We start from the raw sequence: 23,596 nt of genomic DNA, 5'->3' as shown, positions 1-23,596 counted from the left end.
GGCCGAAAAGCGAGGCGGGTCCGGGCGGAAACGCGGCGTCAGCGGGGACGGTCCGGGGCGCTCACGCTCGGATCGTGATGTCGCCGTCGTTGGTCCGCGCCGTCAGCGCGCCGTCGCCGCCGTTGACGGACGCTCGCAGTCGGGTCTCGGTGCGCTCGCGGACGCGGAACCTGGGGCCGCCTCCCGAGAGTGCGAAGTCACCGTCGTACGTGCGAGCGGTGAGCGCCGCGCTGAGGTCGTCGCCGAGCCGGAGCAGCAGGTCGCCGTCCGAGGACTCGACCGTCGCGTCCGCAGTGACCGCGGGGACGTCGGCGACGACGTCGCCGTCGCGGGTCCGGAGCGTGTCGACGCGCTCGGGGTCGCGGACGCGGACCGCGCCGTCCGCGGTCGTCGCCGTGACGGCCCCGGCGGCCCCGTCGACGCGGACGTCGCCGTCACGGGACTCGAGGCGCACGGCGCCCCGGGCATCGGTCACCGACACGTCGCCGTCGGCCGTGACGAGCGCCGCACCGTCGGGAACTGACTCCGCGTGGACGTCGCCGTCGGCGGTCTGAAGTCGGTCGACGTCGACATCCGGCGGCGCGGTGACCTCGACGTCGACGCCCCCGCCGCCGAGCCCGACGATCCGCGGTTCGTCGGTCGTCACCTCCAGCCGGTCGCCGGTCACCCGAACCGTCGCGTCGAACTCGTCGAGCGAGACGCCGCCGACGGCGCGCTTGCGGGCGACGACCTCGACGTCGTCGCGGGGCTCGGCGCTGAACGAGACGTCGCCGGCGACGTCCGTCACGACCAGCGTCGAGACCGCCGCGGGGTCGACGGTCCGGCGCTCCGTCTCCGTCCGCCGCTCGACGTCGACGACGCCGGCGCAGCCGGCCAGCGCGGTTCCGAGGCCGACGCCGACGGCCCCGAGCAGGCCCCGCCGCGTGGCCGACGCGCCGTCGGACGACCCGTCAGGCATCGGCGCCCCCCGCGGTCCGCGCCGCGCCGCCGAGCAGCGCGTCGGTGAGGAACCCGCCGAACCTGGCGACCCCGTTGAGCACGTGGAGCGACACCAGCGCGAGGAGGACGCCGAGGCCGGCGCCCGCGACCGCCTCGCGCAGCGTGTCGACCACGTAGGGGCCGAGCGTGTACGTCACCCCGGGGGCGTCGTAGAAGACGGGCATGCTGATCAGCGTGGCCGAGAGCGTGAACGCGGTGACGAGCGCGGTGAACGCCACCACGCCGTAGACGAACTTGAGACCGACGAGCACGAGGCCGGTCCAAGTGGTCGGGGCCGTGAGGATCCGCTTCGTCGTCCCGAGCGCCTCCTCGACCGACCCGAACGCGAGGTCGACCTCTGCGGGGGCGGCGTCGACCTCGACGTCGAGGAGCCAGTCCGCGAGGCGGCGCTCGAAGGACCCGATCCCGAGCGTCACGAGCAGCGTCAGGAGGACGACCGGGACGCCCGCGAACGTGACGAGCAGGCCGATGCCGGTCGAGAGGCCGGTGGTGACGACCGTGAAGTAGGCGATCCCCAGCGGGAACGCCAGCAGGAGGTACGCCAGGTTGCGATACGTCTGTCCGTCGAAGGGCACACCGACGAAGCGCGCGAGCGCCTCGCCCGGCGAGCGCGGAGACCAACTGTGGTCGCTCATAGTGCGCTTACGGCTTGCCGCCCCGTCGACATATAAAGAATCGAGCGCTGCTGATCCGGCAACATCACCAAAAGTATAAATATGAGTTTCGCGCCGACCGTCCTGGACGCCGGCCCGGAACTCAGTCCGTTCCGATCGACGGCGCGCCCTGCCCCAGGGTGAGCTCGGCCCACCGGGCACAGAGCCAACCGGCGGCGTAGAGCACGTTGAGCCCGACGAGGAGCGCCAGGACGCCCAGGAGCGACATCGCCAGCGCGCCCGGCAGCGTCGACACCTCCCACGACGTGAGCCGCACGATGAACGAGACGCCGACCTCGAACTGCTCCCACGGGACGACGAGCGACAGCTCCCGCCGGATCGGCTCCGGGAGAATGAGCCCGACCGACGCGCCCGGGGCGTCGTAGTACAGCGGCGTCGCCAGCAGCGACCCGCCGACGCTGAGGAGGACCGTGAGGAGCGTGAAACCGGCGACGCCGACGACCAGCTTCGAGAGGACGAACGCGACGGCGCCCCACACCGCCAGGTCGGTCACGACCGCCACGGCGCCGTCGGTCACGCCCGACGCCTCACGGACCTTCCACGACGGCGGGGTGATGTCGGCGCCGAGGAGGGCCTCCGCGAGCGCGCGCTCGCCGATCGACACCGCCACGACGCCGCCGAGCGTCGCGGCGAGTATCGGGACGCCGACCGCGAGGACGGAGAGCCCGAGCCCGAGCGAGATCCCGACCACCGTGCCGACGAAGTAGGCGATACCGAGCGGGAACGCGAGGGCCAGGTACGCGGCGGCGGCGTAGGTTCGCGGCCGGAACGGCGTCAACAGCACCGCGCGAACGACGCCGCTGTCTGCGGAGGGAACCGAGATCGCGTCTGAGAGGGCCATCTGCCGTCTGGACCGTCTGCCACCGCTCGTATTAAATTTCGGTCCTGTCACCGTCCCGAGCGGTTCGTCCGCGGAGCGCGAACGGGGGATCGATTCGGAGCGAGCGTGACGCCGCCGCCGGGGAAATTAAGTTTCCCGCCGGCGACGTTCAGCCGGATGGCCTCGGAGGCGTCCGTCGACCAACGAGAGGTGTACTCGCTGCTCGACGACGAGTACGCCAGGCAGATCCTCATCGAGACCTACGAGGAGACGCGCTCGGCGCGCGCGCTCAGCGAGGCCTGCGACGCCTCCGAGGCGACCGTCTACCGCCGCCTGGAACGCCTCCGCGAACAGGACCTCGTCGAGACGGTACAGGAGGTCGACCCGGACCGCGGCCCCCAGCAGGTGTACGCCGCACGGCTCAACCGCGTGTCGGTGGACCTGACCGCGAGCGGGTTCGAAGTGAGCGTGGACTACGTCGACGAGACGGCCGCGGACCGACTGACGCGGCTCTACGAGGAGCTCTCGGGATGATCGGAACGCGCGCAGCGGCGACGGCGCTCGCGGCGGTCGGCCAGCGGAGCGTCCCGCTCGTCGGGCGGTCGAATCTCGCGGCGCAGGTCGACGTGGTCGGCGGCGGCGCGGGGCTCGCCGCGATCACGATCGCCGCGTTCTTCCTCTCGGTGCTGCTCGCGGTGTTCGTCACCTACCGCTTCGCCCGCGGCTACTTCCGCACGCGGCGGCGGCCGCTGCTGTTCCTCACGCTCGGGCTCCTGCTCCTGGCTCCGCTCCCGATGTTCCTCCGGCTCGCCTTCGGCAACGTCGCGTGGGTGACCGCCACCGAGCGCACGGTGGTCGTGACCGCGAGCAAGCTCTGCGGCCTGCTCCTCGTCCTCGGGGTGGTCCACCGGTGACGCTCTCCGTCGTCGCGACCGCCGGCGGGGTCGCGACCGCCTGCCTCGGCACGTACGTCGCGTACCTGGCGTACGACGGCGGCCGCCGGAACGGGAGCCGGACGATGCTGCTGTTGGCCGTCGGCGTCGCGTGTATCGCGGTCCTCCCGTACGTGATCGCGTACGCCGTGACGCCGCTCCTCGGGCTCTCCGACGCCGCGACGGTGTTCGGGGTCACGGTGGCGCATTTGGTCGGCCTCGTGGCGCTCGCGGGGTCGGTGACCGATTAACGGCGATCGCTCCTCACCTGTGTCGACCCGCCCCCTGGCGCAGGGTCCGGGCGCTCCGACTCGCCATCCCGAACCGTCTTTGCGGAGCCCGGTGATGACCGTGGTATGTTCGGAACCAGCGGCGTTCGCGGGCCGGTCGGCGAGGCGGTGACCGCGGACCTCGCGCTCGACGTGGGGCGCGCGCTCGCGACGGACGGCGCGGCGACGGTCGTGGTGGGGCGCGACGCGCGGGACAGCGGCCGGATGCTCACGCGAGCCCTCGTCGCGGGCCTCACCGAATGCGGGGCAGACGTGATCGACGTGGGCGTGGAGGCGACGCCGACGGTCGCCCGCGCCGTCGCCCGGGAGGGCGCCGACGCCGGCGTCGTCGTCACGGCCTCGCACAACCCGGCGCCCGACAACGGGATCAAGCTCTGGACGGCCTCGGGGCGCGCCTTCGGCGAAGAGCGCAACGACCGGATCGCCGAGATCGTCGAGGCGGAGGCGTTCGAGTTCGCGGGGCACGACGCGATCGGCGCCGTCGAAGAGCGGGAGGTCGCGGTCGGCGGCGACGCCCGACGCCGGCACGAGCGCGCGCTCCGCGAGACCGTGCCGCTGCCCGACGACCTCTCGGTCGTCGTCGACCTCGGAAACGGCGTCGGGCGCGTCACGGCCGACGCGCTCCACGCGGCCGGCTGCGACGTGGAGACGCTCAACGGACAGCGCGACGGGCGGTTCCCGGGGCGGCCGAGCGAGCCGACCGCGGCGAACTGCGAGACCGCCTGCGAGGTCGTCGCCGCGACCGACGCCGACCTCGGGATCGTCCACGACGGCGACGCGGACCGCATGATGGCGATCGACGAGCGCGGGCGGTTCGTCGCGGGCGACGCCCTGCTCGCGCTGTTCGCGCGCCGCGAGGCGGGCGCAGGCGACCGCGTGGCGGTCCCGGTCGACACGAGCCTGCTCGTCGCCGACGCGCTCGCCGAGGTCGGCGCCGAGGTCACCTACACGCCCGTCGGCGACGCGTACGTCGCCGCGGAGGCGTCGAAGCCGGGGGTCGCGTTCGGCGGCGAGCCCAGCGGCGCGTGGATCTGGCCGGACCGGACGCCCTGCCCGGACGGCCCGCTCGCGGCGTGTATCCTGACTGCGCTCGTCGGCGCCGAGGGCTCGCTCGCCGCGCTCGTCGACGACCTCCCCGAGTACCCGATCCGCCGGGACTCGGTTCGGACGGACGCGAAGTCGGCGATCGTCGAGCGCGTCGCCGAGGCCGCGGCCGTCGAGTACGAGGACGTGTCGTCGCTCGACGGCGTCCGCGTGGAGACGGACGCCGGCTGGTTCCTCGTCCGCGCGAGCGGCACCGAGCCGCTGGTCCGGATCACGGCCGAGGCGCGCGACGAGGGCGACGCGGACGCGCTGTTCGAGACCGCGCGGGGGCTCGTCGACCGGGCCGCAAAGGACGCGTCCTAACCTCGCTCCGACTCATCGTAGCGTTGCTCGACGCGCTCCGCGACCCAGTCGAGAACCGAGAACAGGACGTCGAGGTGGTGGTCGCCGAGCGGTGACGGCTCCGCGCCGCCCGCGTCCGGCGCCGGGTGGAAGTGGTTCCTCGGCGCGTCGGCCTTCGGGTGGCGGTCCCAGCGGCACTGGAACCGAGACGAGCCCCGTTCTTCGACGTAATGAAAGTAGTAGTCGCCCGTCACAAACCAGTGGACGTCGATCCGGGCGGCGTCGACGGCGGACGGATACGCGGTCGCGTCCAGCGTGAGCACCAGCGACCGGGGAGCGATCCGATCCGGCTCGAACTGCCAGGACTCGACCAGCGGGGCTGTCGCCGCCCGGCGCCCGATCGTTTCCATCGTTGTCCGGTCGAGCCGACCGCTGTCTGCCGCGGTCTCGGCGTCGTCATCGTCCGACATGTAGCTGGGGAGGCCTCAGGCCGACCCGCGGAGGTCGGTCCCGTCGCGGCCGCGCGCCTCGGCCCGCGAGACGGCCCGCTGAAGGAGTTCTATGTCGTGCCGCACCGTTCGCCACCGCGACAGCGACTCCAGCCGGTCGTGGACCGCGGCGTGGTCGCCGCCTTCGACTGACGCGACTGAGGCGGCGTCCGGATCCGGAACGCCGAACGACTCTTGGAGGTCGGCGTCCTCGGCGAGGAGGTCGTCCAAGCGCTCGCGGAGCGTTGCGGCGGTGTGGTCGTCGGCCAGCGTCTCGACGCGTTTCCACTCGAAGTACGACTCGTTGCGGCGGTACTCGGTGGGACGACTCCCGCGCCGGTCGGCAATGCCCATCTCGACCAGCTGAGTGAGCGCGTTTCGCGCGCCGTCGGGCGAACAGGCCGCGCGCTCGGCGATCTCGCTCGCCGACGCGTGTTCGGTCACCCCGGTCATCACGTCGTACACCCGCTGAAACGTGGTTCGGTCCCGTTCCCACTGACGTCGGGCCTCACCGCTCTCGTCCGACGACGAGTCGCCGGTGGTATCGTCCGACATACCGTTCAGTCGTGGTCTACAAGGCATATATCTTTGGTAGCAGAAATATAGCATCTGACCGCCCTTCCGAGATCGATCCCGACGGCCACATCGACCGAGCCGACCGCAGCCGATAAGCCCCGCCCCGCCGTCGCCCCGGCCATGTACGGAGTCGTGCTCGCGGCCGGCCGCGGGACTCGGATGCGACCGCTGACGGACCGCCGCCCGAAACCGCTCCTCCCGGTCGGGGACCGCTCGCTGCTGGAACGGGTGTTCGACACGGCCCGCGACGTCGTCGACGAGTTCGTCGTCGTGACGGGCTACCGCGGCGAGGCGATCCGGGAGGCGATCGGCGAGTCGTACCGTGACCGCCCGGTCCACTTCGTCGAGCAGGGGGAGGCGCTGGGCACCGCCCACGCCGTGGCGCAGGCCGCGCCCGTCGTCGACGACGACTTCCTCGTGCTCAACGGGGACGTGGTCGTGGACGCGTCGCTGCCGCGGGCGCTCGCCGAGGCGGGCGCGCCGGCGGTCGCAGCCACCGAAGTCGACGACCCGCGGGCGTACGGCGTGCTCTCGACCGACGCGGACGGGGCGCTCGCGGACATCGTCGAGAAGCCGGCGGACCCGCCGACGAACCTCGCGAACGTCGGCTGCTACGCGTTCGAACCGGAGGTGTTCGAGTACATCGACCGCACGCCCGAGAGCGAGCGCGGCGAGTACGAGATCACGACGACGATCGACATGCTGCTCGGCGACGGCCGCCGGATCGACGTGGCGCGCTACGACGGCACGTGGCTCGACGTGGGGCGCCCGTGGGAGCTGCTGGAGGCGAACGAGCTGGCGCTGGCGGCGCTCGACGACGAACGCGCGATCGCCGGCGCCGTCGAGGAGAACGCCCAGCTTCACGGACCGGTGGTCGTCGAGGCGGGGGCGCGGGTCCGATCCGGGGCGTACGTCGAGGGGCCGGCGCTGATCCGCGAGGGCGCCGACGTGGGACCGAACGCCTACGTCCGCGGGGCGACCGTCGTGGGGCCCGGAGTCCACGTCGGCCACGCGGTCGAGGTGAAGAACTCGGTGCTGATGGCGGACGCCTCGGTCGGTCACCTCTCGTACGTCGGCGACTCCGTCCTCGGTCGCGGGGTCAACTTCGGCGCGGGGACGAACGTCGCGAACCTCCGCCACGACGGCGAGAACGTCCGGCAGACGGTGAAGGGCGACCGCGTCGACACCGGGCGCCGCAAGCTGGGCGCGATCGTCGGCGACGGCGCGAAGACCGGGATCAACACCGCGTTGAACGCGGGCGTCGTGCTGGGCACCGGTGAGACGACGGGGCCCGGCGAGGCGCTGACGCGCGACCGGCTCTCGGAGTGAGAGCAATCTCCACCGGTCGGGGCTCCGCTCCGAGCGCGAGCGATTTAACACCCGGGCGGGCGACGGTGACGGTATGGCAACCGACTCGGTAACCGCGGTGATCCTCGCCGCGGGCGAGGGCCGGCGGCTAGCGCCGCTGACGAACCGGCGGCCGAAGCCGATGGTCCCCGTGGCGAACAGGCCGCTACTCGAACACGTCGTCGAGGCGGTGACGGCGACCGACATCGATCGGATCGTCCTCGTCGTCGGCTACGAGCAGGAGCGCATCCGGAACCACTTCGGCGACGGCGACGACTGGGGCGTCACGATCGAGTACGTCGAGCAGGCGACGCAGCTGGGCACCGGCCACGCCGTCCTCCAGGCCGAGCCGGTCGTCGACGGCCCGTTCGTCGTGCTCAACGGCGACCGGATCGTCGACTCGTCGATCGTCTCGGCGATGCGCGACCGGGCGCTCGACGGTGCCCCCCCGGCGATGGCGGTCACGTCCGCGGCGAGGCCCCGCGAGTACGGCGTCGTCACGCTCGACGGCGACCGCGTGAGGGCCATCGACGAGAAGCCGGAGGGGCCGGTCGAGACCAACCAGATCAACGCCGGCGTCTACGCCTTCTCGCCGGCGGTGTTCGACGCGATCCGCGAGACGCACGCCCCCGGTGAGTTGGCGATCACGGCGACGCTCAACGACCTCGCCGGCCGCGAGACGCTGTCGGCGGTGCGGTACGACGGGCGCTGGCTCGACGTGTCGAACCTCTGGGACCTGCTGATCGTCAACGCGGGGCTGGTCGACGAGGCCGCGACGCCCGATGCCGCGGGCGCGAGCCGCGGCGAGTCGGTGACCGTTGCCGACGACGTGGCGCTCGCGGGCAACGTGCGCGTCGGGCCGAACGTCACGATCGGCGGGAGCACCGCGATCGGCAGTAACGCGACGATCGAGGCGGGCGCAGTCGTCGAGAACGCCGTGGTTTTTCCGGACGCCGTAATCGGTGCGGGCGCCGTGGTCCGGGACGCGATCGTCGCCGGCAACGCACGAGTCGGCCCGAACGCGACGATAGCGGGCGAACCGGCGACGGTCGTCGTCGGCGACGCGGTCCACCACGGCGTCGAACTCGCCGGCGTGGTCGGGGACAACGCGACCGTCGGCGCCGGCGCGACGCTCACCGACGGCGCGGTCGTCGGCGACGACGTGACGGCCGACGCGGGGGTCGTGATCGACGACCGCGTCGACTCGGGCGCGGTCGTGCGGAGGGGGTAATCATGTGCGGGATAACCGGCTACATCGGCGACGGCATCGCGCTGGACGACGACGCGGAGGGCGCCGCGGGCGACGGCGGGGTCGCCGGCGTCGGCGACATCGTCCACGAGGGGCTCCGTAACTTGGAGTACCGCGGCTACGACTCCGCGGGCGTCGCGCTCGTCGGGGAGACGAGCGGGCTCACGGTCGCGAAGCGGTCCGGCGAGGTCGACAACCTCACCGTGCCCGACGTGCCCGACGCGGCGCTCGGCGTCGGCCACACGCGCTGGAGCACGCACGGCCCGCCGACGGACGCGAACGCCCACCCGCACACCGACTGCGTCGGCGACGTGGCGGTCGTCCACAACGGGATCGTCGAGAACCACGAGGCGCTCAAAGCCGAGCTAGCTGATCACGAGTTCACGAGCGACACCGACACCGAGGTCATCCCGCACCTGATCGAGGAAGAGCTCGCGGCCGAGCGCGGCGCGGACGACCTGCTCGACGCAGTCCGAGCCGTCGAGGACCGCCTCGAGGGGAGCTACGCGATCTGCGCGGTCCGCGAGGGCGACGACCGGATCGTCGTGGCGCGGCGCGGGAGCCCGCTCGTGTTGGGCCGCGACGACGACGCGACGTTCGTCGCCAGCGACGTGACGGCCTTCCTCGAACACACCCGCGACGTGACGTACCTCGAGGACGGCGACGTGGCGGCGCTGTCGGCCGAGGGCGTCGCAATCTACGCCGACGGCGATCTCGTTGACCGCGGCGTCGAGACGGTGACGTGGGAGGCCGACGCCGCCGAGAAGGGCGGCTACGAACACTACATGCGAAAGGAGATCCACGAGCAGCCCGAGGCGCTCCGGCAGACCATCGCGGGGCGCCTCGACGTGGACGCCGGCGGCGTCGACCTCGACGTCTCGTTCCCGCCCGGCTTTCTCGCCGACCTCGAAGAGATCCAGATCGTCGCCTGCGGCACCTCGAACTACGCGGGCCGGTACGCCGCGCAGCTGTTCGAGGAGCTCTCGGGAGTGCGCGCGACCGTCGAGATCGCCAGCGAGTACGAGTTCGGCGCCGGCCGCAGCCCGGACCGCACGCTCGTCGTCGCCGTGACGCAGAGCGGCGAGACCGCCGACACGCTGGGCGCGGTGCGGCGAGCGAACGCCGCCGGCGCGCGGACGTTCGCCGTGACGAACACGCTCGGGAGTACAGTGACGCGCGAGGTCGACGACACCGCGTTCATCCGCGCCGGCCCCGAGATCGGCGTCGCGGCGACGAAGACGTTCGCCTCGCAGGTGGCGACGCTCGCGATGCTCGCGGTAGCGATCGGCCGCGAGCGCGGCGCGCTGGGGGCCGCCGACGCGCGGCCGGTGTTGGAGGGGCTCCGCGACCTCCCGGGAGCCGTTCAACAGGTGCTCGACAACGAGGACGCGGTGCGCGAAGCCGCGACCGAGTACGGCGACAGCGAGGCGTTCTTCTTCGTCGGGCGGCAGCTCGGTGTCCCCGTCGCCTTGGAGGGCGCGTTGAAGCTCAAGGAGATCTCCTACGACCACGCCGAGGGGTTCGCCGCGGGGGAGCTCAAACACGGCCCGCTCGCGTTGGTGACGCCGGAGACGCCCGTGTTGGCGGTGCTGACCGACGGGTCGCGCGCCGACGAGACGATGAACAACGTCACCGAGGCGCAGACCCGCGGCGCGCCCGCTATCGGCTGTGTGTCCGCGGGCCAGGAGTACGGCACGCTCGACGTGTCGCTACCGGTGCCCGACGTGGGGATCGTCGAGCCGCTGGTCGCGAACGTCTACCTCCAGCTGTTCGCGTACCACGTGGCCAACGACAAGGGTCGGTCGATCGACAAGCCGCGGAACCTCGCGAAGAGCGTCACGGTCGAATAGCGCCGCGTCGTCCGCGGCGGTCCCGTGGGCGGCTGGAAATCGTTTAACCAACAGGAGGGTATGGTGGACCGAATTCTGTTGGTTATCACGTCCGATATGACACCGCTGGCCGCGTGACCGATCGTTGCCGAACGGATCCACGAGTGACGGCGAACCTCTTCCGGACGATCGGTTGCTTGGACGGGTACCTGGGGATTCAGCGCGGCTTTCAGATCGAGCTACACTGGTTTGCCCCGCCGCAGTCGTACGGGTGACAACGGGTGAAACGCTGTTGGAGATACGGAACTCGCAGGCCGGCTTGCCGAGACATCTAGGAGTCGACCACCATCTCAGTCGGCGGAGCGCGCTGCCGTCCCAGAAATGCGTGAGGCGAGGCTGTGGCCCGACGCAAACCATGAGACCGGAGTATCTATCAATGTGAATATAGTATCGGTTCGCATAGCCGGAACACCCCGGGAATACCGGGGTGATACGGCCGATCTGTGAAATCGGCGTGTTGAAACGTCATCAGATATCCGGGCCACGCGTCAGGAGACATCCTACTTCCCGAGGTGTGGAATCCCGCTGCCGGCTGGCAGTTTCACGATCAGCGCCCGCTGGTCCAGCGGCGAGAGCACCCCCGTTCAACGCCACGTGCGCTTGGTCGAAACTTCGGGCGCGTGTTACACCAGTTGACACGGAGAAGACTGCGGCGGGAAAAACGGGTGTCAATCGGCCCAATTTCGGCATAATAGCGGATTTCGCAGGAGGAATTTGAAATCAACGGGTGAACCAACGCACGTCGGGACAACTGCCCCGTCAGTTCCATTCACGCGCAGCCAGCGACCGGGACGAAGTCGATAATTACGTGCCAGGCGGCACTCCGCCGGACCGGCTTTCGCGACCCCCTCGCCGCGCCCGTTGATGCGGGCGCTCGTCGACGACCGACGCCGCCCGCGCTCGATGAGGCCTGCGACGTCCGCAGCGGCGACCAACTCGGGAAAGCAGCGGCTACTCGTCGTCCAGTTCCTCGTCGCGGCCTTCAGAGAGGCGCTCCCAAATCTCCGTACACCCCGCGCCATCGGGAACATCGGCGAGGTGGGCGTCGTCAGCGGCATCCGAGTTACTCATGTTCTGAGTAACCGTATAGGCGCCCGCCTAATAACCCTTCCGGCCCTACCAGTACGTACTTACGGAGCGCACGAGGAGAGGCGTACATGCCCGATTCCGGTGAGGACCTCTTCTCGTTGCTCGATCTGACGGAGTACGAAGCCGACGCCTTAGAGGAACTGCTGCTGTTGGGCCGGACGACGGCGCCGGATCTCGCGGAGGCGACGGGGATTCCGAAGGCGCGGATCTACGGCGTGCTCGACGCACTGTCGGAGGCGGGATACGTGAAGGTGATCCCGGGCCGGCCGAAGCGGTACGAGCCCCACGCGCCGGCGGCGATCGCCGAGCGGGCAGTCGAGAACCGGCGACACGCCTACGAGCGGTTCCGCGAGGACGTCGAAGCCGTCGAGGAGGCGTTCGTCGAGGAGTACGCGCCGGTCCGCGACCGCGGCGTCAACGAGCTCAGCCCGACCGAGGACCTGTTCCACGTCGTCGACGTGGGCGAACCGAGCGAGCGGGAGACCAGACGCCTGTTCCGCGAGGCCGACGAGGGTGTGTACGTGCTCTCGAAGAGCTTCGGATACATCGATGCCGTGCGGACAGCGATCCGGGACGCGGTCGACCGCGGCGTGGACGTTGACGTGCTACTCCTCCACCCCGACTCGCTCTCGACGGAGAACCGACAGCGGCAGGCGGAAATTCGCGAAACGCTCGCCGACGAGTACCCGTCGGTCAGCGTGCGAGTCAGCGACCGCGTGCTGCCTTGGCGCGGCACGTTCGTCGATCCGGATCTGTCGTACGAATCCGGGCAGGGACTCCTGATGGTTGAACAGGAGGAAGTGCCGAACCACCACCGACAGGCCGCAGTCACGGAGAACCCCTCGTTCGTGGCGGGGATGTGGCAGTACTTCGACCTACTGTGGCGCCACGAGAGCGTCCCAGCTGACCCGGACCCGGGCCGAGGTCCGGTGGACGGTGACGGAGTTGGGGAGTAGCGAGACGGAGCGACTCCGTACGGAGGCATTATCAGCGGCCGAAGCTAACCGCAAAGCCTTTACTCGTAGTTACTCGATTGCCGAGTAACGATGACCGTCCTACTCACTGGTGCTGACGGCTACCTCGGCTGGCCGACTGCGCTGCGACTGGCAGACCGCCTCAACGAGCGAATCGTCTGCGTCGACGACTTCTCGCGGCGCGACTGGGTCGCCGAGTCGGGGAGCGTCTCCGCGACGGAGATAGAGGATCCCGAAGCGCGCTTCGAGCGCGTTGAGAACCTCAGCCTGATCGAGGGCGACCTCGCGGACCGCGACTTTGTTCTCCAGTTGCTGGCCACCCACGAGCCCGACACCGTGCTCCACGCGGCCGCCCAGCCAAGCGCACCGTACTCGTCGATTAACGGCGAGCGCGCGCTGTACACCCAGCGCAACAACGTCTCGATGACGCTGAACCTGCTCCACGGACTCCACGAGACGGGGCTGTCGGACACGCACTTCATCGAGACGACGACCACCGGCATCTACGGGGCGCCGCACTTCCCGATCCCCGAAGGCGGATTGGAAGTCGAGCGGAAGGGCGGTTCAGACGAGGTGCCGTTCCCGGCGATGGGCGGCAGCTGGTATCACCAGACGAAGTCATTCGACGCCGCGAACATGCGGCTCGCGGAGTCGCAGTTCGAGTTCCCGATGAGCGAGGTGCGGACTGCCATCGTCTACGGAACTGAGACCGCGGAGACGCGCGACCACGAGAGCCCGACGCGGTTCGACTTCGACTACTACTTCGGGACGGTCGTCAATCGGTTCTGCGCGCAGGCTGTCGCCGGCTACCCGATCACGGTGTACGGCAAAGGCGAGCAGCGCAAGCCGATGGTGAGTCTCGAAGACGCCGTCGAGAGTCTCGTGCGGCTGGTCGAACAGGGCCACTCCGGCGACGACGGGATCGACGTGTACAATCAGGTCACCCGGCCGATAGCGATCGTCGAGCTGGCGGAGACGATCGCCGAGGTCGGCGCGGAGTTCGACTTGGACGCTGAAGTGAAACACTACGAAAACCCGCGCGAAGAGGACGAGGAACACAAAATGGAGATGGAAAACGAGCGGTTCCTCAAGCTCGTGGGCGGCCAGCGTCAGGACCTCGAGTCCGGGATCCGCGACGTGCTCGGAACGCTCGTCGACGAGCGCGAGCGGATCGCGGCTCACGAGGACCGGTTCCTGCCGGGCGTGCTGACCGATGAGTGAGACGGACGGCGACGCAAGCGGAAACGAGGGTGACGGCCAGCGGATCCTCGTTACGGGCGGCTGCGGTTACATCGGCAGCGCCCTGGTTCCGCGGCTGCTCGACGACGCGCGCGTGAGCGAGGTCGTCGTCCTCGATTCACTGGCCAACGGTTCACCCGCGCACCTCGCCGGCTGCGTCGGCCCGGATCTCGATTTTCGCCGCGGCGACGTCCGTGAGTACGGCGCCGTCGAGAGCGCGACCCGCGGCGTCGACGCCGTGATCCACCTCGCGGCGATCACCGGCGCCGCGTCGACGCACGAACGGCGCGAGGAGACGTTCGCGGTGAACCGCGACGGCACTGAGAACGTGCTCACAGCCGCGGGGAAGTTCGACGTCGACAGCGTCGTCGTCGCCTCTTCGTGTAACAACTACGGCCGCGCGGCGAGCCGCGATATCGACGAGATGACCGAACAGAATCCCCTCAATCCGTACGCAGAGTCGAAGGTGGCCTGCGAGCGGCTGTTGAACGACGCGCTCAAGGCGTACGATTTCGAGGGGACGGCGCTCCGGATGAGTACGAACTACGGCTGGTCGCCGGGCGTCCGGTTTAATCTGGTGGTGAACCACTTCGTGTTCCGCGGGCTGACGGACCGCCCGCTGACGGTGTACGGCGACGGGTCGAACTGGCGGCCGTTCATCCACGTGCGCGACGCCGCGCGGGCGTATCTTGACGCCGCCCTGGATCCCGACACATGGCCCCAGCGCGTGTATAACGTCGGCTCGAACGACGGGAACTACCGAATCGCGGAGATCGCGGAGATAGTCCGGGAGGAACTCGATCGGGATCTGGACGTGACGTACTTAGAGGACGAGCAGCCCGGCCCCTCGTATCACGTGAACTTTGACCGCTTGGCCGAGACGGGCTTCGAGACGGAGTGGACGCTTCGCGAGGGGGTTTGGGATATCGCGAATGAGCTGACCGGCACAGAGGTGTTCAACGCATGACGGACACGACACAGATGAAGACGGACGGCGGAAACGACGGCAGGGAGATCGACACCCCGACGATCGCGGTCACGGGCGCGGCCGGTTACATCGGTAGCCGCGTCGTCGTAGAGCTCCAAGAGGCGTATCCCGACTGGGAGCTCATCGCGATCGACAACCAGTACCGCGGGCAGGTGGATACGATCGGCGATGTCGACATCGAGCACGTCGATATTCGAAACCGTGATCGGCTGGAAGAGGCGCTCGCGGGCGCGGACGTGGTGTGTCACCTCGCGGCGATTAGCGGCGTCGACGATTGCGAAGAGAATCCGGACCTGGCCTACGAGGTGAACGTCACCGGGACGAACAACGTGGCGTGGTTCTGTCGGAAGACGGGTGCCGCGTTGGCCTTCCCGTTCAGTATGGCCGTGTTGGGCGATCCGGAAGAGTTCCCGATCACGGCCGACCAGCCGCGTGATCCGTTGAACTGGTACGGGCGGACGAAACTGCTCGGCGAACGGTCGATCGAGGCGTTCGCGGACGGCGCGTTCCCGGCGCACCTCTTCCTGAAGTCGAACCTCTACGGCGAACACGTGGTCGACGAGACGGAGGTTAGCAAGCCGACCGTTATCAACTTCTTCGTGAATCGCGCGCTCGCCGGCAAGACGCTGACGGTGTACGAGCCCGGGACACAGGCGCGAAATTTCGTTCATGTGAAAGACGTGGCGCGGGCGTACGTGCGAAGCGCGGAGCGGTTGGTGGAGCAGCTTTCGAACGGCGAGACGGGGGCTGAGACGTACGAGATCGCGAGTAACGAGGATATGAGCGTGATGCGCGTGGCCGAGATCGTTCGGGAGGTTGTACGCGAGGAGCGCGGGATCGAGGTGAACATCGAGTTGATGGAGAATCCACGAAGTGCCGAGACTATGGTAGAAGAGTTCGAAGTGAATATTTCGAGCGCCAGTAATTTCCTTGGGTGGGGAACAGAGGATGGAGTCGAGGGAGCGGTTCGAGAACTCTTAGAGTAAGTGACATCGGCAAGAAGCGATTCGACAAAAAACGGCCTCTCGCGTGGTGTTTTTTGACTCTTCGAAAGAAACAGTTATGACTGAAGTCGACAGGGCTTGGATCAGTTTCGTGGATCAGGGACTGGCACCGCAGCCATCAAGAGTTTTTACTCGCGGGTTACTATGACTGTGGTGTTCGAAGTCTACGTCTGCCGCCGAAGAACCGGTCGATCTCATCATCGGGTAAAGCCTATTCAAGTGTATTCTCGAAATTTGAAGCGTGATAACGGCACGTACTAGTTCCGAGGTATTACTACGAGAGGTTGTAGAGGTGTGCGCAGTCGGCACACGGGTTTTCCATTCGGTCATCGACTGATTTTATTACTGACATGAGATAGTACTAACCACTTACTTCCCGTTAGGTATTTCCTTTCTTGTTCATTTTGGCTGCCCGACTCACAATCCTAGTTAGTCGCTGGTCTGTAATTAGAAGTCTTCTGGTCCCAAACCGTTATAATCGCTGACCGAAGACGGAGATCAAATGCATCTTGCGCTGGTCGTGGAAGATCCCGCCTCCACTAAGGGGCCCGATACCCAAGCTAATAATCTTCTGAAATCCCTCGATACGTGTACGGATACGGTGGATGAGATTACGGTCATATGTAAAGATGGAGCGAGCCCTGATTACCGATCATCGAATATCAGTACTGCCGACGTACTTGATTCCCACCAGCCGTTCGCCTCGCTAAAAAGAGTGTTCGAATGTTGCCGAACGGTAGACCTAGTCCACGTGTTCGCAGCTAACTGGCGCATCGTCTTGGCAATCATGGGACTGTCAAGAACTCCCGTACTACTCGGAACGTCGACGACATTCCGCGCACTCCCGCACCGAATCGCGGTACGTCTCTACCGACCGAACGCGGTATTCGCTAGCGTCGAACCCTTCGAGACCGCCATCAGCGAGATGGGCTACCGACGTGACAGAACGTTTTTTATACCCAACGGAATTGACACCGATATCTTCTCCCCCCCGGGCCAGAAGAAAAGAGAGGAAATCCGCCGAATCCTCGGCGATCGACACGAACTCTCATTGGCAGAGAATATCATTATTTGGGTGAACCACCTCAACGATCACAAGCGACCACTCCTGGCGCTCCAAGCCTTTCAGCAGTTTAGACAACAGAGAGACGACGTATCGCTCCTCATGATTGGTGATGGGCCTCAACGGGCGGCAGTTGAGGAGATGGCCGAGAATATATCAGACGCGCACTGCTTGGGATTTATCGACCACGATGCCGTTCATGACTACTACCGTGTTGCCGACCTCAACCTTGTCACATCAAGATCGGAGGGTATCTCTAACGTCGTCTATGAGGGGATGGCCTGCGGTCTCCCGGCCCTCACGGCGACAGCATTCGACCAAGTCGGAACCGGAGAACACGGACGCTACCTGTCGCCATCAGCTTCAAAGGAGATGATCACCAGCGGCATGGCCGAAATACTTCAGCGCCGAGAAGAGTTGGGACGACAGGCACGAGATCACGTCGTCCGGCACCACGGCCTAGAAACGTTCGCCGACCGATACGAACAGTTGTACCAATGGTGTCTCGGACGGGGATCAAAACCGAAGTTCGACGAGACTTGGAAAGCCGATACAATTAATCGTATACAGCGGAGCTAGAAGTTCTGTTCTTCGAAGTGTTCGATAGTCCTGCGTAGCCCCTCGTCGAAATGGACTATCGGTTCATAGTCGATAGTTTGACTCCCCCATTCGAGATCGGCCAGAGAGTGGCGAACGTCGCCGGGTCTGGGGCTGTCGTAAATCGGGCTGATATCAGTACCGAGGTGTTCGTTGATCCGCTCGACGAGTTCGTTCACCGTCACACGATTTCCACAGCCAACGTTACAGACGACACCACTAGCGTCGCTCTCAGCAGCACCGACGTTCGCCGCAATGACGTTGTCGATGAAAGTAAAGTCTCGCGACTGTTCACCGTCACCGAAAATAGTCGGTCGTTTTCCTTCCATCATTATACTGATAAATTTTGGAATAACAGCAGCGTATTCTCCGTTTGGATCTTGCCAAGGTCCGAAAACGTTGAAGTATCGTAAACACACCGTGTCGATACCGTAGATGTCAGACGCCTGCTGGACGAGTCGTTCTGTGTAGTACTTCGAGAGGGCATACGGTGACTCGGGATTCGTCGGGTCGCTCTCTCTGGCTGGTAGGTTCCCGTCGGATCCATAGACCGAGGAAGAGGACGCAGCGACGATTTTTTCCGGGTCTTCATCGCGTGCCGCATCGACCAGTGTCGCCGCCCCAACGCAGTTGGCAAGGGTCGAACGCCGAGGGTCCTCAACGCTGCGCGAGACGGAAGGAATGGCAGCCTGATGGAATATCCAATCTACGTCTGTTACAGATTGTCGAGCGACCGCCGGGTCGCAGATATCACCCTCGATGAATTCGAAGTTCTCATCGGGTAGCCGTTTGAGATTGTCTCGACTGCCAGTCGAGAAGTTATCAATACCTCGAACCTCGTGGCCCGACTCAAGCAAGGCCTTCGCGAGCGATGAACCGATGAATCCTCCGACGCCAGTGACGAGTGCCTTCTTTGTCATACGATTGCTGTGTGAATGTCGCCGACTACACGTTTCAAGACATCGATTCAACAGTAGATGTGTCCGAGATCCTGTTCTGTAAATCAGGTCGATTTATATAGGTAGTGTTTAGATAAGCTGATTCTATGCGAAGGCAAACGCTTGAACCCAATCTTCAGCAGTACTCGGCTTGACACGGCTAAACGTATTTGAGAACTGGTTTGTTCGTCTTTTTACTTCACGAAGACACGTTCGATGGCATTCCGATTCCCATGTGTAAGGTGTTGGAATCGGAGCCCGTGACGATGACAGGCCGCCTGTAACCATGGAGCACCATCGACGAGAAAGACTTCGTCGTCGACCTGATATTTCTCACGCAGTTCTGGGAGAAACATCGAGGAGATCGCGTTCATTCTCGCTGGATAGAGACAAACGTGGAGAAGGCGGTTCGTGTCGGGATAGACAGCAGCATACAGCCAATGTCGTTCAGAATTGAGCTGAATCACGGTTTCATCGACCGCAACGTGATTCGGATCGGTACCGTCTGTCGGCTGTAGATCCGCTTTTTGTACCCACCGGTGGACGGAAGTTCGATGGCGATCGACACCCAACCTCTAAAGATTCGAGACTGTATCTGAAAGTGATAGACCAGTCAAATGGAGTCGGATACCGAGCTTCATCACCGACTCGGGTGTCTCTCTCGCTTCAGAAAATCTAACTCGATACACCCGCTATCGCCGTTGAGACGGTCGAAACTAAGCATGAATCACTCAATCTTTTGACCGCCTCATCCTTCGACCTTATTTTAACACCGCCTTATAGATAGACGGAACGTTTATCCTACCCTCATAAGAATAGTGCGGCATGAACGTTCGGAAGTTCGTTTATAAACATACCTTCCCCCTTCACCACTGGGTTGTCAGGAATGATATGTTCGATTACTATGAGGATATCAAGAAATTCGAACGGAAGGACCGAAGAGCAATTCGCAATTTCCAGCGCGAACGGGTACAAAAAATGGTCGAATACGCTCGCGAGAACACAGAACATTACGCGAAGTCGCTGTCTGATGTTGACACCGATATTGACGATCTAGACGGGTTACTTCAGCAAATTCCGGTTCTCGACAAGCAGACGCTCCGTGACGATCCCGACCGGTTCACGAACGAGAAGTATGCCGATCATAAAATCACGACCTCGGGGTCAACTGGCACCCCGTTAGTCATGTGGGCGAATAAAGCGCAACTTGAGAAGCGCTTGGCCATGAACCTACGCAATCGTGAGTGGATGGGGTATGAGTGGGGGGACAAGAGCGTGCGTCTATGGCATCAGAAGATCGGGATGTCCACAATCCAGTGGATTAAAGAACAATTTGAGGCGTTCCTATCTCGCGAGAAATTCATCCCGGTCTTCAAAATGGGTGACGACAACCTCGGAGAGATTTTGGATGAAATCGACGAATACAATCCGGATCTCATCGACGGTTACGCCGAAGCATATAATATTCTCGTTGAGTACTGTAAGCGCAACGACCTCCAGAAAGATTGGAAGCGGGTCGTCAGCTCAGGACAGCAACTCCATCCCTCGACACGAGAGGGGATCAGAAACTATCTCGGCGCAGATGTGTTCGACAGATACGGCGCGAGAGAGTTTAGCGGCATCGCACAGGAGTGCGTGGAACATGACGGCAAACACATAAATTCGTACCTCTACGTCGTCGAAGTACTGAACGATGACGGCGAGAAACCTGAGAAGGGTGAAAAAGGAAATATCGTCGTGACGGATCTCCATAACAAGGCGACTCCTCTGCTCAGGTACAAAATCGGCGACCTCGCGTATCCGGTTGAAGAGGGGACCTGTGGATGTGGAATGGACTGGCCGAAATTAGGTGAAATTGTTGGTCGCGAACAGTCGGTTATCGTGACGAAGCGGGGTAAGCAGCTCCCCGGTACCTTCTTCGACCACTATTTCAAGGACTACTTCGATGTAATACAACAGTGGCAGGTCGTCCAGAAAGAGCGAGAATCCATCGAAATCAATCTTATGGTGACGAGTGAAGAAGCGTTTGAAGAGATCGAACCAGAACTCCGTCGGGGGCTACACAAGCACGTCGGGGACGTGGAAATTCGGTTCAATATGATGGACGACATGGAAATGATCCGTACCGGAAAGTTCCGACACACGATATCAGAGGTCGAAGAATGAACTCGGTTTTGGTCACTGGTGCGAGTCGGGGTATCGGTCGATACGTCGCAACTCACTTCGCGGAACAGGGGCACGACGTGGCGATAACGGCTATTGACGAGGTAGAACTTAGGAAAACCGCCGAAGAACTGGCTGACCTCTCCGAAAGTGGCCGTACCGAGCGGTTCCTCGCCGACAGCTCCGAAGCGTCCGAGGTAAGGCGGGTTATCGAGGCGGTGAATGACGCCTTCGACGGTATCGACATTCTGGTGAACAATGCTGGTCGGGTAGGTCCAGTCGGAGAATTCCCCACAAACGATCTTAGGGACTGGAAACGAACTGTCCGAACGAACTTATTTGGGATGGTACACTACACATATTATATTCTACCTAGTATGAAGAACCAAGGCTACGGGCGTATCGTGAACATCCTCGGCGGGGGGGCACGGAGTTCCAGACCAACGCTGTCGGGCTATGGAACTTCCAAGGCGGCGACGCTTAGATTCACGACCTCGGTCGGTGAAGAACTCGAAGGAACGAATGTTCGGATGAACGGTGTGGGCCCAGGTGTGGTCGCGACAGATCTCATCGACGAGATCAGGTACGGAGAAAGACTCTCCGACGAGTACGCGGAACGGCTGACCGAGAAAGTCGAGGAAGGTGAGACGACAGACCCAGAGAAGCTGTGTCGATTCATTGAGTTCCTCGCACGCGAGGAGCTTGATGAGACGGGTGAAATTTGGGAAGTCGACGAGTGGGAAGACCCGGAAGAGTTCTGAGTAGCGCTTTCCAAAGAACTAACTCTTTGAGCGATCAGGTCCCTTTATGATGGAAATCTGCGTCGTTGGTCTCGGATATGTCGGCCTACCCTTGGCCTCCGCATTTGCTGAAGAAGGATATCAGGTCACTGGATTTGATGTCGACGACGAGAAGATATCTCAATTAAATAGTGGGCGTGACGAGACGGGAGAGCTGTCGGAAGACGATCTTATTCGGGAAGAGATTACGTTCACATCCGATAGCACTGCCATTGAGAATGCCGATTTCGTGTTCGTGTGTGTCCCGACCCCGCTGGACGACAGCAAGCGACCTAATCTATCTTACCTCGAAGCTGCATCACGGACTATCGGTGAGCACATACAACCTGGTACCACAGTCGTCTACGAGAGCACCGTCTACCCCGGTGCGACGGAGCAGAAGTGTCTCCCGATACTGAAGGAACACTCGGGGATGGAACTCGGAAATTTCCACATCGCGTACAGCCCGGAACGAATCAGTCCCGGAGATGATTCCCACACGCTCCGCTCAACGACGAAGATTCTCTCCGCTAGTGACCCCGAGAAGGAGGAGGAATTAGCCGCTCTCTACGAGTCGATTCTGACCGAAGAGACGCACATAACGCCGACGATACGGGTCGCGGAGGCGGCGAAAGTCATTGAGAACACACAGCGCGACCTCAACATCGCGCTGATGAATGAGCTGAGTCAGCTGTTCACTACGATGGAGATTGACACGGCCGCGGTGATTGATGCGGCGGCGACGAAGTGGAACTTCCACGAGTATCATCCGGGATTGGTCGGCGGCCACTGTATCGGCGTGGACCCGTACTACCTTACTTACAAAGCCCAACAGGAAGGCCATGACCCTCAGGTGATCTTGGCCGGACGCTCAATCAACGACCGTATGTACAGACAGGTCGTTGAGATGGTACTGAAAGGTCTTAATGAGTTTGAAAAAGTCCCCAAGCAGTCTACCGTAGTGGTGCTGGGCCTTACATACAAGGAGGACGTGAACGACGCACGGAACTCCCAGGTCAAACCGCTCATCAGCGAACTTGAAGAGTACGGAGTTGACGTCCGAGTCCTGGATCCAGTACTTGGGGAGAGGCGTATCGAAGAGCTAGGGTATACACCGCTCTCAGACTTAGACGATCTCTCGGCCATCGATGGCGTGGTGAATGCAGTACCCCACGAAACCCTCTCGCACATCACGCTGGACACACTTCAGACAGCCATGGACGCACCCGTTTTAGTGGATGTGCGGGGGAGTTTCGACAGCGATGACGCCGAAGAGCGCGACTTCTATTACCGGAGTTTCTAGTCTCTGGGCTAAAACCTCGTAGTTAGCTGCTTGAGGTATCAATATTCATCTGACAGATGCTATTTTGAGTGTCGACGATCTATTTATTCGGTCACCACCGGCGTCGCGACGACGAACATCAGTGGCGCAAGTGTCGCTGGTCGGCGCAGTCGGAGCATGACATAGCCGAGCCGCAGTATCAGCCTTGGGACGGCTTCCATAGCCTGACCTGCGAAGTACCGAACCGTGCCGCTATACTTCGCGTGTTCGAATCCCGAAACGGCCGCTATCTCGTAGTCATGGTTTTCGAGCAGCGTCGAGAGGCCGGCCGGTGTGTAACCGAACTTGTGGTCGAAGTCGCCGAACATTATTGAGTTTGAGAGGGGGTTCGCGAGATTCCCGGTTAGTATTGATATGACCCCGTCGTCAGTCAGCTTTCGCCGCGCCGTGTTCAGTAGCTGCTCGACGTATTCTTTCTCCAAGTGTTCGATGACTGCGTGCATGAGTATAAAATCGTAGGCACCGTCTTCACAGTCTTCGAGGTGAGAGAGACCGTCTTCGTTGGACACCGTGGCTTGGTCGTCAAGCCGACTACGAGCCTGCGACACGCGAAGGTCAGAGACTTCGCATCCGTACACCTCCGTGTAGCCCTTCGAACGGACCCACTCGAGAAACTTACCGTCGCCACAGCCTAAATCAAGAACCCGCCCTTCAGTTTCTTCTGGGAGAAACGGACCGTAGTTCCGCTGGAATCGGTCGTGGTACGCTTCGCTCATTTCATAGCTGACTCAGCAGACAGATGTATAAATCCGACGGAACTGACACGGCTG

The 23,596-nt window shown here is 64.0% G+C and carries 22 protein-coding genes and 1 pseudogene; 15 read left to right on the top strand and 8 right to left on the bottom strand.

Features of this window, described 5'->3' with window-relative positions:
• Positions 1 to 61 precede the first annotated feature (61 nt).
• The 3 genes from EXE44_RS01650 to EXE44_RS01640 all read right to left on the bottom strand — a co-directional run bounded on the left by EXE44_RS01650 (position 62) and on the right by EXE44_RS01640 (position 2,514).
• Positions 62 to 958 carry a DUF4097 family beta strand repeat-containing protein gene (locus tag EXE44_RS01650; protein WP_137715681.1) on the bottom strand — a complete coding sequence of 299 codons (897 nt, stop codon included), beginning with the start codon at positions 956 to 958 and terminating at the stop codon, positions 62 to 64.
• Positions 951 to 1,634 (bottom strand): sensor domain-containing protein, encoded by a 684-nt coding sequence (locus EXE44_RS01645; RefSeq protein ID WP_241991776.1) that lies wholly within the window; start codon positions 1,632 to 1,634, stop codon positions 951 to 953. Before EXE44_RS01645 ends, EXE44_RS01650 begins: the two co-directional genes overlap by 8 nt.
• 121 nt (positions 1,635 to 1,755) lie before the next feature.
• Positions 1,756 to 2,514 carry a sensor domain-containing protein gene (locus tag EXE44_RS01640; RefSeq protein WP_137715680.1) on the bottom strand — a complete coding sequence of 253 codons (759 nt, stop codon included), beginning with the start codon at positions 2,512 to 2,514 and terminating at the stop codon, positions 1,756 to 1,758.
• 156 nt (positions 2,515 to 2,670) lie between these two features.
• Here EXE44_RS01640 and EXE44_RS01635 point away from each other — a divergent pair, with 156 nt between their 5' ends.
• The 4 genes from EXE44_RS01635 to glmM all read left to right on the top strand — a co-directional run bounded on the left by EXE44_RS01635 (position 2,671) and on the right by glmM (position 5,122).
• A complete protein-coding gene (locus EXE44_RS01635; protein ID WP_137715679.1) occupies positions 2,671 to 3,027 on the top strand; it encodes a winged helix-turn-helix domain-containing protein in 357 nt (118 codons plus the stop codon).
• Complete coding sequence (locus EXE44_RS01630) at positions 3,024 to 3,407, top strand: hypothetical protein (RefSeq protein ID WP_241991775.1); 384 nt, start codon at positions 3,024 to 3,026, stop codon at positions 3,405 to 3,407. The genes EXE44_RS01635 and EXE44_RS01630 overlap by 4 nt, the downstream gene beginning before the upstream one ends.
• Positions 3,404 to 3,676, top strand: a complete 273-nt coding sequence (locus EXE44_RS01625; protein ID WP_137715678.1) for a hypothetical protein — start codon at positions 3,404 to 3,406, stop codon at positions 3,674 to 3,676. Before EXE44_RS01630 ends, EXE44_RS01625 begins: the two co-directional genes overlap by 4 nt.
• 105 nt (positions 3,677 to 3,781) lie before the next feature.
• A complete protein-coding gene (gene glmM / locus EXE44_RS01620; protein ID WP_137715677.1) occupies positions 3,782 to 5,122 on the top strand; it encodes a phosphoglucosamine mutase in 1,341 nt (446 codons plus the stop codon).
• Here glmM and EXE44_RS01615 read toward each other — a convergent pair.
• Positions 5,119 to 5,571: a hypothetical protein gene (locus EXE44_RS01615; RefSeq protein WP_137715676.1), complete on the bottom strand. Its 453-nt coding sequence runs from the start codon at positions 5,569 to 5,571 to the stop codon at positions 5,119 to 5,121. The two genes, glmM and EXE44_RS01615, sit on opposite strands and share 4 nt — an antisense overlap.
• A gap of 15 nt (positions 5,572 to 5,586) precedes the next feature.
• Positions 5,587 to 6,144, bottom strand: coding sequence for a hypothetical protein (locus EXE44_RS01610; RefSeq protein WP_137715675.1), 558 nt, complete (start codon positions 6,142 to 6,144; stop codon positions 5,587 to 5,589).
• Between the two features lie 141 nt (positions 6,145 to 6,285).
• Here EXE44_RS01610 and glmU point away from each other — a divergent pair, with 141 nt between their 5' ends.
• The 8 genes from glmU (at position 6,286) to EXE44_RS01570 (ending at position 17,586) form a co-directional block, all read left to right on the top strand.
• Complete coding sequence (glmU, locus tag EXE44_RS01605; RefSeq protein WP_137715674.1) at positions 6,286 to 7,494, top strand: bifunctional sugar-1-phosphate nucleotidylyltransferase/acetyltransferase; 1,209 nt, start codon at positions 6,286 to 6,288, stop codon at positions 7,492 to 7,494.
• Between the two features lie 73 nt (positions 7,495 to 7,567).
• Positions 7,568 to 8,743 (top strand): sugar phosphate nucleotidyltransferase, encoded by a 1,176-nt coding sequence (locus EXE44_RS01600; RefSeq protein ID WP_137715673.1) that lies wholly within the window; start codon positions 7,568 to 7,570, stop codon positions 8,741 to 8,743.
• Positions 8,744 to 8,745: 2 nt separating this feature from the next.
• Positions 8,746 to 10,611: a glutamine--fructose-6-phosphate transaminase (isomerizing) gene (gene glmS, locus EXE44_RS01595; protein ID WP_137715672.1), complete on the top strand. Its 1,866-nt coding sequence runs from the start codon at positions 8,746 to 8,748 to the stop codon at positions 10,609 to 10,611.
• A 1,196-nt stretch (positions 10,612 to 11,807) separates the two neighbouring features.
• On the top strand, positions 11,808 to 12,695 hold the full coding sequence (locus EXE44_RS01590) for a TrmB family transcriptional regulator (RefSeq protein ID WP_137715671.1): 888 nt from the start codon (positions 11,808 to 11,810) through the stop codon (positions 12,693 to 12,695).
• Positions 12,696 to 12,785: 90 nt separating this feature from the next.
• Positions 12,786 to 13,934 carry an NAD-dependent epimerase/dehydratase family protein gene (locus EXE44_RS01585; RefSeq protein WP_137715670.1) on the top strand — a complete coding sequence of 383 codons (1,149 nt, stop codon included), beginning with the start codon at positions 12,786 to 12,788 and terminating at the stop codon, positions 13,932 to 13,934.
• On the top strand, positions 13,927 to 14,919 hold the full coding sequence (locus EXE44_RS01580; RefSeq protein WP_137715669.1) for an NAD(P)-dependent oxidoreductase: 993 nt from the start codon (positions 13,927 to 13,929) through the stop codon (positions 14,917 to 14,919). Before EXE44_RS01585 ends, EXE44_RS01580 begins: the two co-directional genes overlap by 8 nt.
• Positions 14,916 to 15,926: an NAD(P)-dependent oxidoreductase gene (locus EXE44_RS01575; RefSeq protein ID WP_137715668.1), complete on the top strand. Its 1,011-nt coding sequence runs from the start codon at positions 14,916 to 14,918 to the stop codon at positions 15,924 to 15,926. Before EXE44_RS01580 ends, EXE44_RS01575 begins: the two co-directional genes overlap by 4 nt.
• Before the next feature lie 520 nt (positions 15,927 to 16,446).
• Positions 16,447 to 17,586 (top strand): glycosyltransferase family 4 protein, encoded by a 1,140-nt coding sequence (locus EXE44_RS01570; RefSeq protein WP_137715667.1) that lies wholly within the window; start codon positions 16,447 to 16,449, stop codon positions 17,584 to 17,586.
• Here the strand turns inward: EXE44_RS01570 and EXE44_RS01565 are convergent.
• Positions 17,583 to 18,524 (bottom strand): NAD-dependent epimerase/dehydratase family protein, encoded by a 942-nt coding sequence (locus tag EXE44_RS01565; protein WP_137706860.1) that lies wholly within the window; start codon positions 18,522 to 18,524, stop codon positions 17,583 to 17,585. The two genes, EXE44_RS01570 and EXE44_RS01565, sit on opposite strands and share 4 nt — an antisense overlap.
• Before the next feature lie 123 nt (positions 18,525 to 18,647).
• A pseudogene (locus EXE44_RS01560) lies at positions 18,648 to 19,266 on the bottom strand (IS6 family transposase).
• 101 nt (positions 19,267 to 19,367) lie between these two features.
• Between EXE44_RS01560 and EXE44_RS01555 the strand changes: the two are divergent.
• The 3 genes from EXE44_RS01555 to EXE44_RS01545 are packed head-to-tail and all read left to right on the top strand — an operon-like array spanning position 19,368 to position 22,787.
• Entirely contained in the window at positions 19,368 to 20,708 is a 1,341-nt protein-coding gene (locus EXE44_RS01555) for a phenylacetate--CoA ligase family protein (protein WP_137715666.1), read from the top strand.
• A complete protein-coding gene (locus tag EXE44_RS01550; protein WP_137715665.1) occupies positions 20,705 to 21,466 on the top strand; it encodes an SDR family NAD(P)-dependent oxidoreductase in 762 nt (253 codons plus the stop codon). The genes EXE44_RS01555 and EXE44_RS01550 overlap by 4 nt, the downstream gene beginning before the upstream one ends.
• A 46-nt stretch (positions 21,467 to 21,512) precedes the next feature.
• On the top strand, positions 21,513 to 22,787 hold the full coding sequence (locus EXE44_RS01545) for a nucleotide sugar dehydrogenase (RefSeq protein WP_137706886.1): 1,275 nt from the start codon (positions 21,513 to 21,515) through the stop codon (positions 22,785 to 22,787).
• An 83-nt stretch (positions 22,788 to 22,870) separates the two neighbouring features.
• On the opposite strand, the gene EXE44_RS01540 is transcribed toward EXE44_RS01545, so the two are convergent.
• On the bottom strand, positions 22,871 to 23,542 hold the full coding sequence (locus EXE44_RS01540) for a bifunctional 2-polyprenyl-6-hydroxyphenol methylase/3-demethylubiquinol 3-O-methyltransferase UbiG (RefSeq protein ID WP_137715664.1): 672 nt from the start codon (positions 23,540 to 23,542) through the stop codon (positions 22,871 to 22,873).
• Positions 23,543 to 23,596: the final 54 nt, after the last annotated feature.

Origin of the sequence: Halorubrum sp. SS7 (assembly GCF_005435055.1) — an archaeon.
In the GTDB taxonomy this organism is placed as follows: domain Archaea; phylum Halobacteriota; class Halobacteria; order Halobacteriales; family Haloferacaceae; genus Halorubrum; species Halorubrum salinarum.
The sequence above is the reverse complement of the archived record's forward strand: the minus strand, read 5'-3'. Positions and strand labels throughout refer to the sequence as shown.

Excerpts from the sequence above, each read along its gene's own strand:
- glmS (WP_137715672.1), top strand. The coding sequence starts at position 8,746 with ATGTGCGGGATAACCGGCTACATCGGCGACGGCATCGCGCTGGACGAC.
- EXE44_RS01640 (WP_137715680.1), bottom strand. The coding sequence starts at position 2,514 with ATGGCCCTCTCAGACGCGATCTCGGTTCCCTCCGCAGACAGCGGCGTC.
- EXE44_RS01565 (WP_137706860.1), bottom strand. The coding sequence starts at position 18,524 with ATGACAAAGAAGGCACTCGTCACTGGCGTCGGAGGATTCATCGGTTCA.
- EXE44_RS01650 (WP_137715681.1), bottom strand. The coding sequence starts at position 958 with ATGCCTGACGGGTCGTCCGACGGCGCGTCGGCCACGCGGCGGGGCCTG.
- glmM (WP_137715677.1), top strand. The coding sequence starts at position 3,782 with ATGTTCGGAACCAGCGGCGTTCGCGGGCCGGTCGGCGAGGCGGTGACC.
- EXE44_RS01540 (WP_137715664.1), bottom strand. The coding sequence starts at position 23,542 with ATGAGCGAAGCGTACCACGACCGATTCCAGCGGAACTACGGTCCGTTT.
- EXE44_RS01550 (WP_137715665.1), top strand. The coding sequence starts at position 20,705 with ATGAACTCGGTTTTGGTCACTGGTGCGAGTCGGGGTATCGGTCGATAC.
- EXE44_RS01585 (WP_137715670.1), top strand. The coding sequence starts at position 12,786 with ATGACCGTCCTACTCACTGGTGCTGACGGCTACCTCGGCTGGCCGACT.
- EXE44_RS01615 (WP_137715676.1), bottom strand. The coding sequence starts at position 5,571 with ATGTCGGACGATGACGACGCCGAGACCGCGGCAGACAGCGGTCGGCTC.
- EXE44_RS01630 (WP_241991775.1), top strand. The coding sequence starts at position 3,024 with ATGATCGGAACGCGCGCAGCGGCGACGGCGCTCGCGGCGGTCGGCCAG.
- glmU (WP_137715674.1), top strand. The coding sequence starts at position 6,286 with ATGTACGGAGTCGTGCTCGCGGCCGGCCGCGGGACTCGGATGCGACCG.
- EXE44_RS01545 (WP_137706886.1), top strand. The coding sequence starts at position 21,513 with ATGATGGAAATCTGCGTCGTTGGTCTCGGATATGTCGGCCTACCCTTG.
- EXE44_RS01590 (WP_137715671.1), top strand. The coding sequence starts at position 11,808 with ATGCCCGATTCCGGTGAGGACCTCTTCTCGTTGCTCGATCTGACGGAG.
- EXE44_RS01600 (WP_137715673.1), top strand. The coding sequence starts at position 7,568 with ATGGCAACCGACTCGGTAACCGCGGTGATCCTCGCCGCGGGCGAGGGC.
- EXE44_RS01635 (WP_137715679.1), top strand. The coding sequence starts at position 2,671 with ATGGCCTCGGAGGCGTCCGTCGACCAACGAGAGGTGTACTCGCTGCTC.
- EXE44_RS01555 (WP_137715666.1), top strand. The coding sequence starts at position 19,368 with ATGAACGTTCGGAAGTTCGTTTATAAACATACCTTCCCCCTTCACCAC.
- EXE44_RS01645 (WP_241991776.1), bottom strand. The coding sequence starts at position 1,634 with ATGAGCGACCACAGTTGGTCTCCGCGCTCGCCGGGCGAGGCGCTCGCG.
- EXE44_RS01610 (WP_137715675.1), bottom strand. The coding sequence starts at position 6,144 with ATGTCGGACGATACCACCGGCGACTCGTCGTCGGACGAGAGCGGTGAG.
- EXE44_RS01575 (WP_137715668.1), top strand. The coding sequence starts at position 14,916 with ATGACGGACACGACACAGATGAAGACGGACGGCGGAAACGACGGCAGG.
- EXE44_RS01570 (WP_137715667.1), top strand. The coding sequence starts at position 16,447 with ATGCATCTTGCGCTGGTCGTGGAAGATCCCGCCTCCACTAAGGGGCCC.
- EXE44_RS01580 (WP_137715669.1), top strand. The coding sequence starts at position 13,927 with ATGAGTGAGACGGACGGCGACGCAAGCGGAAACGAGGGTGACGGCCAG.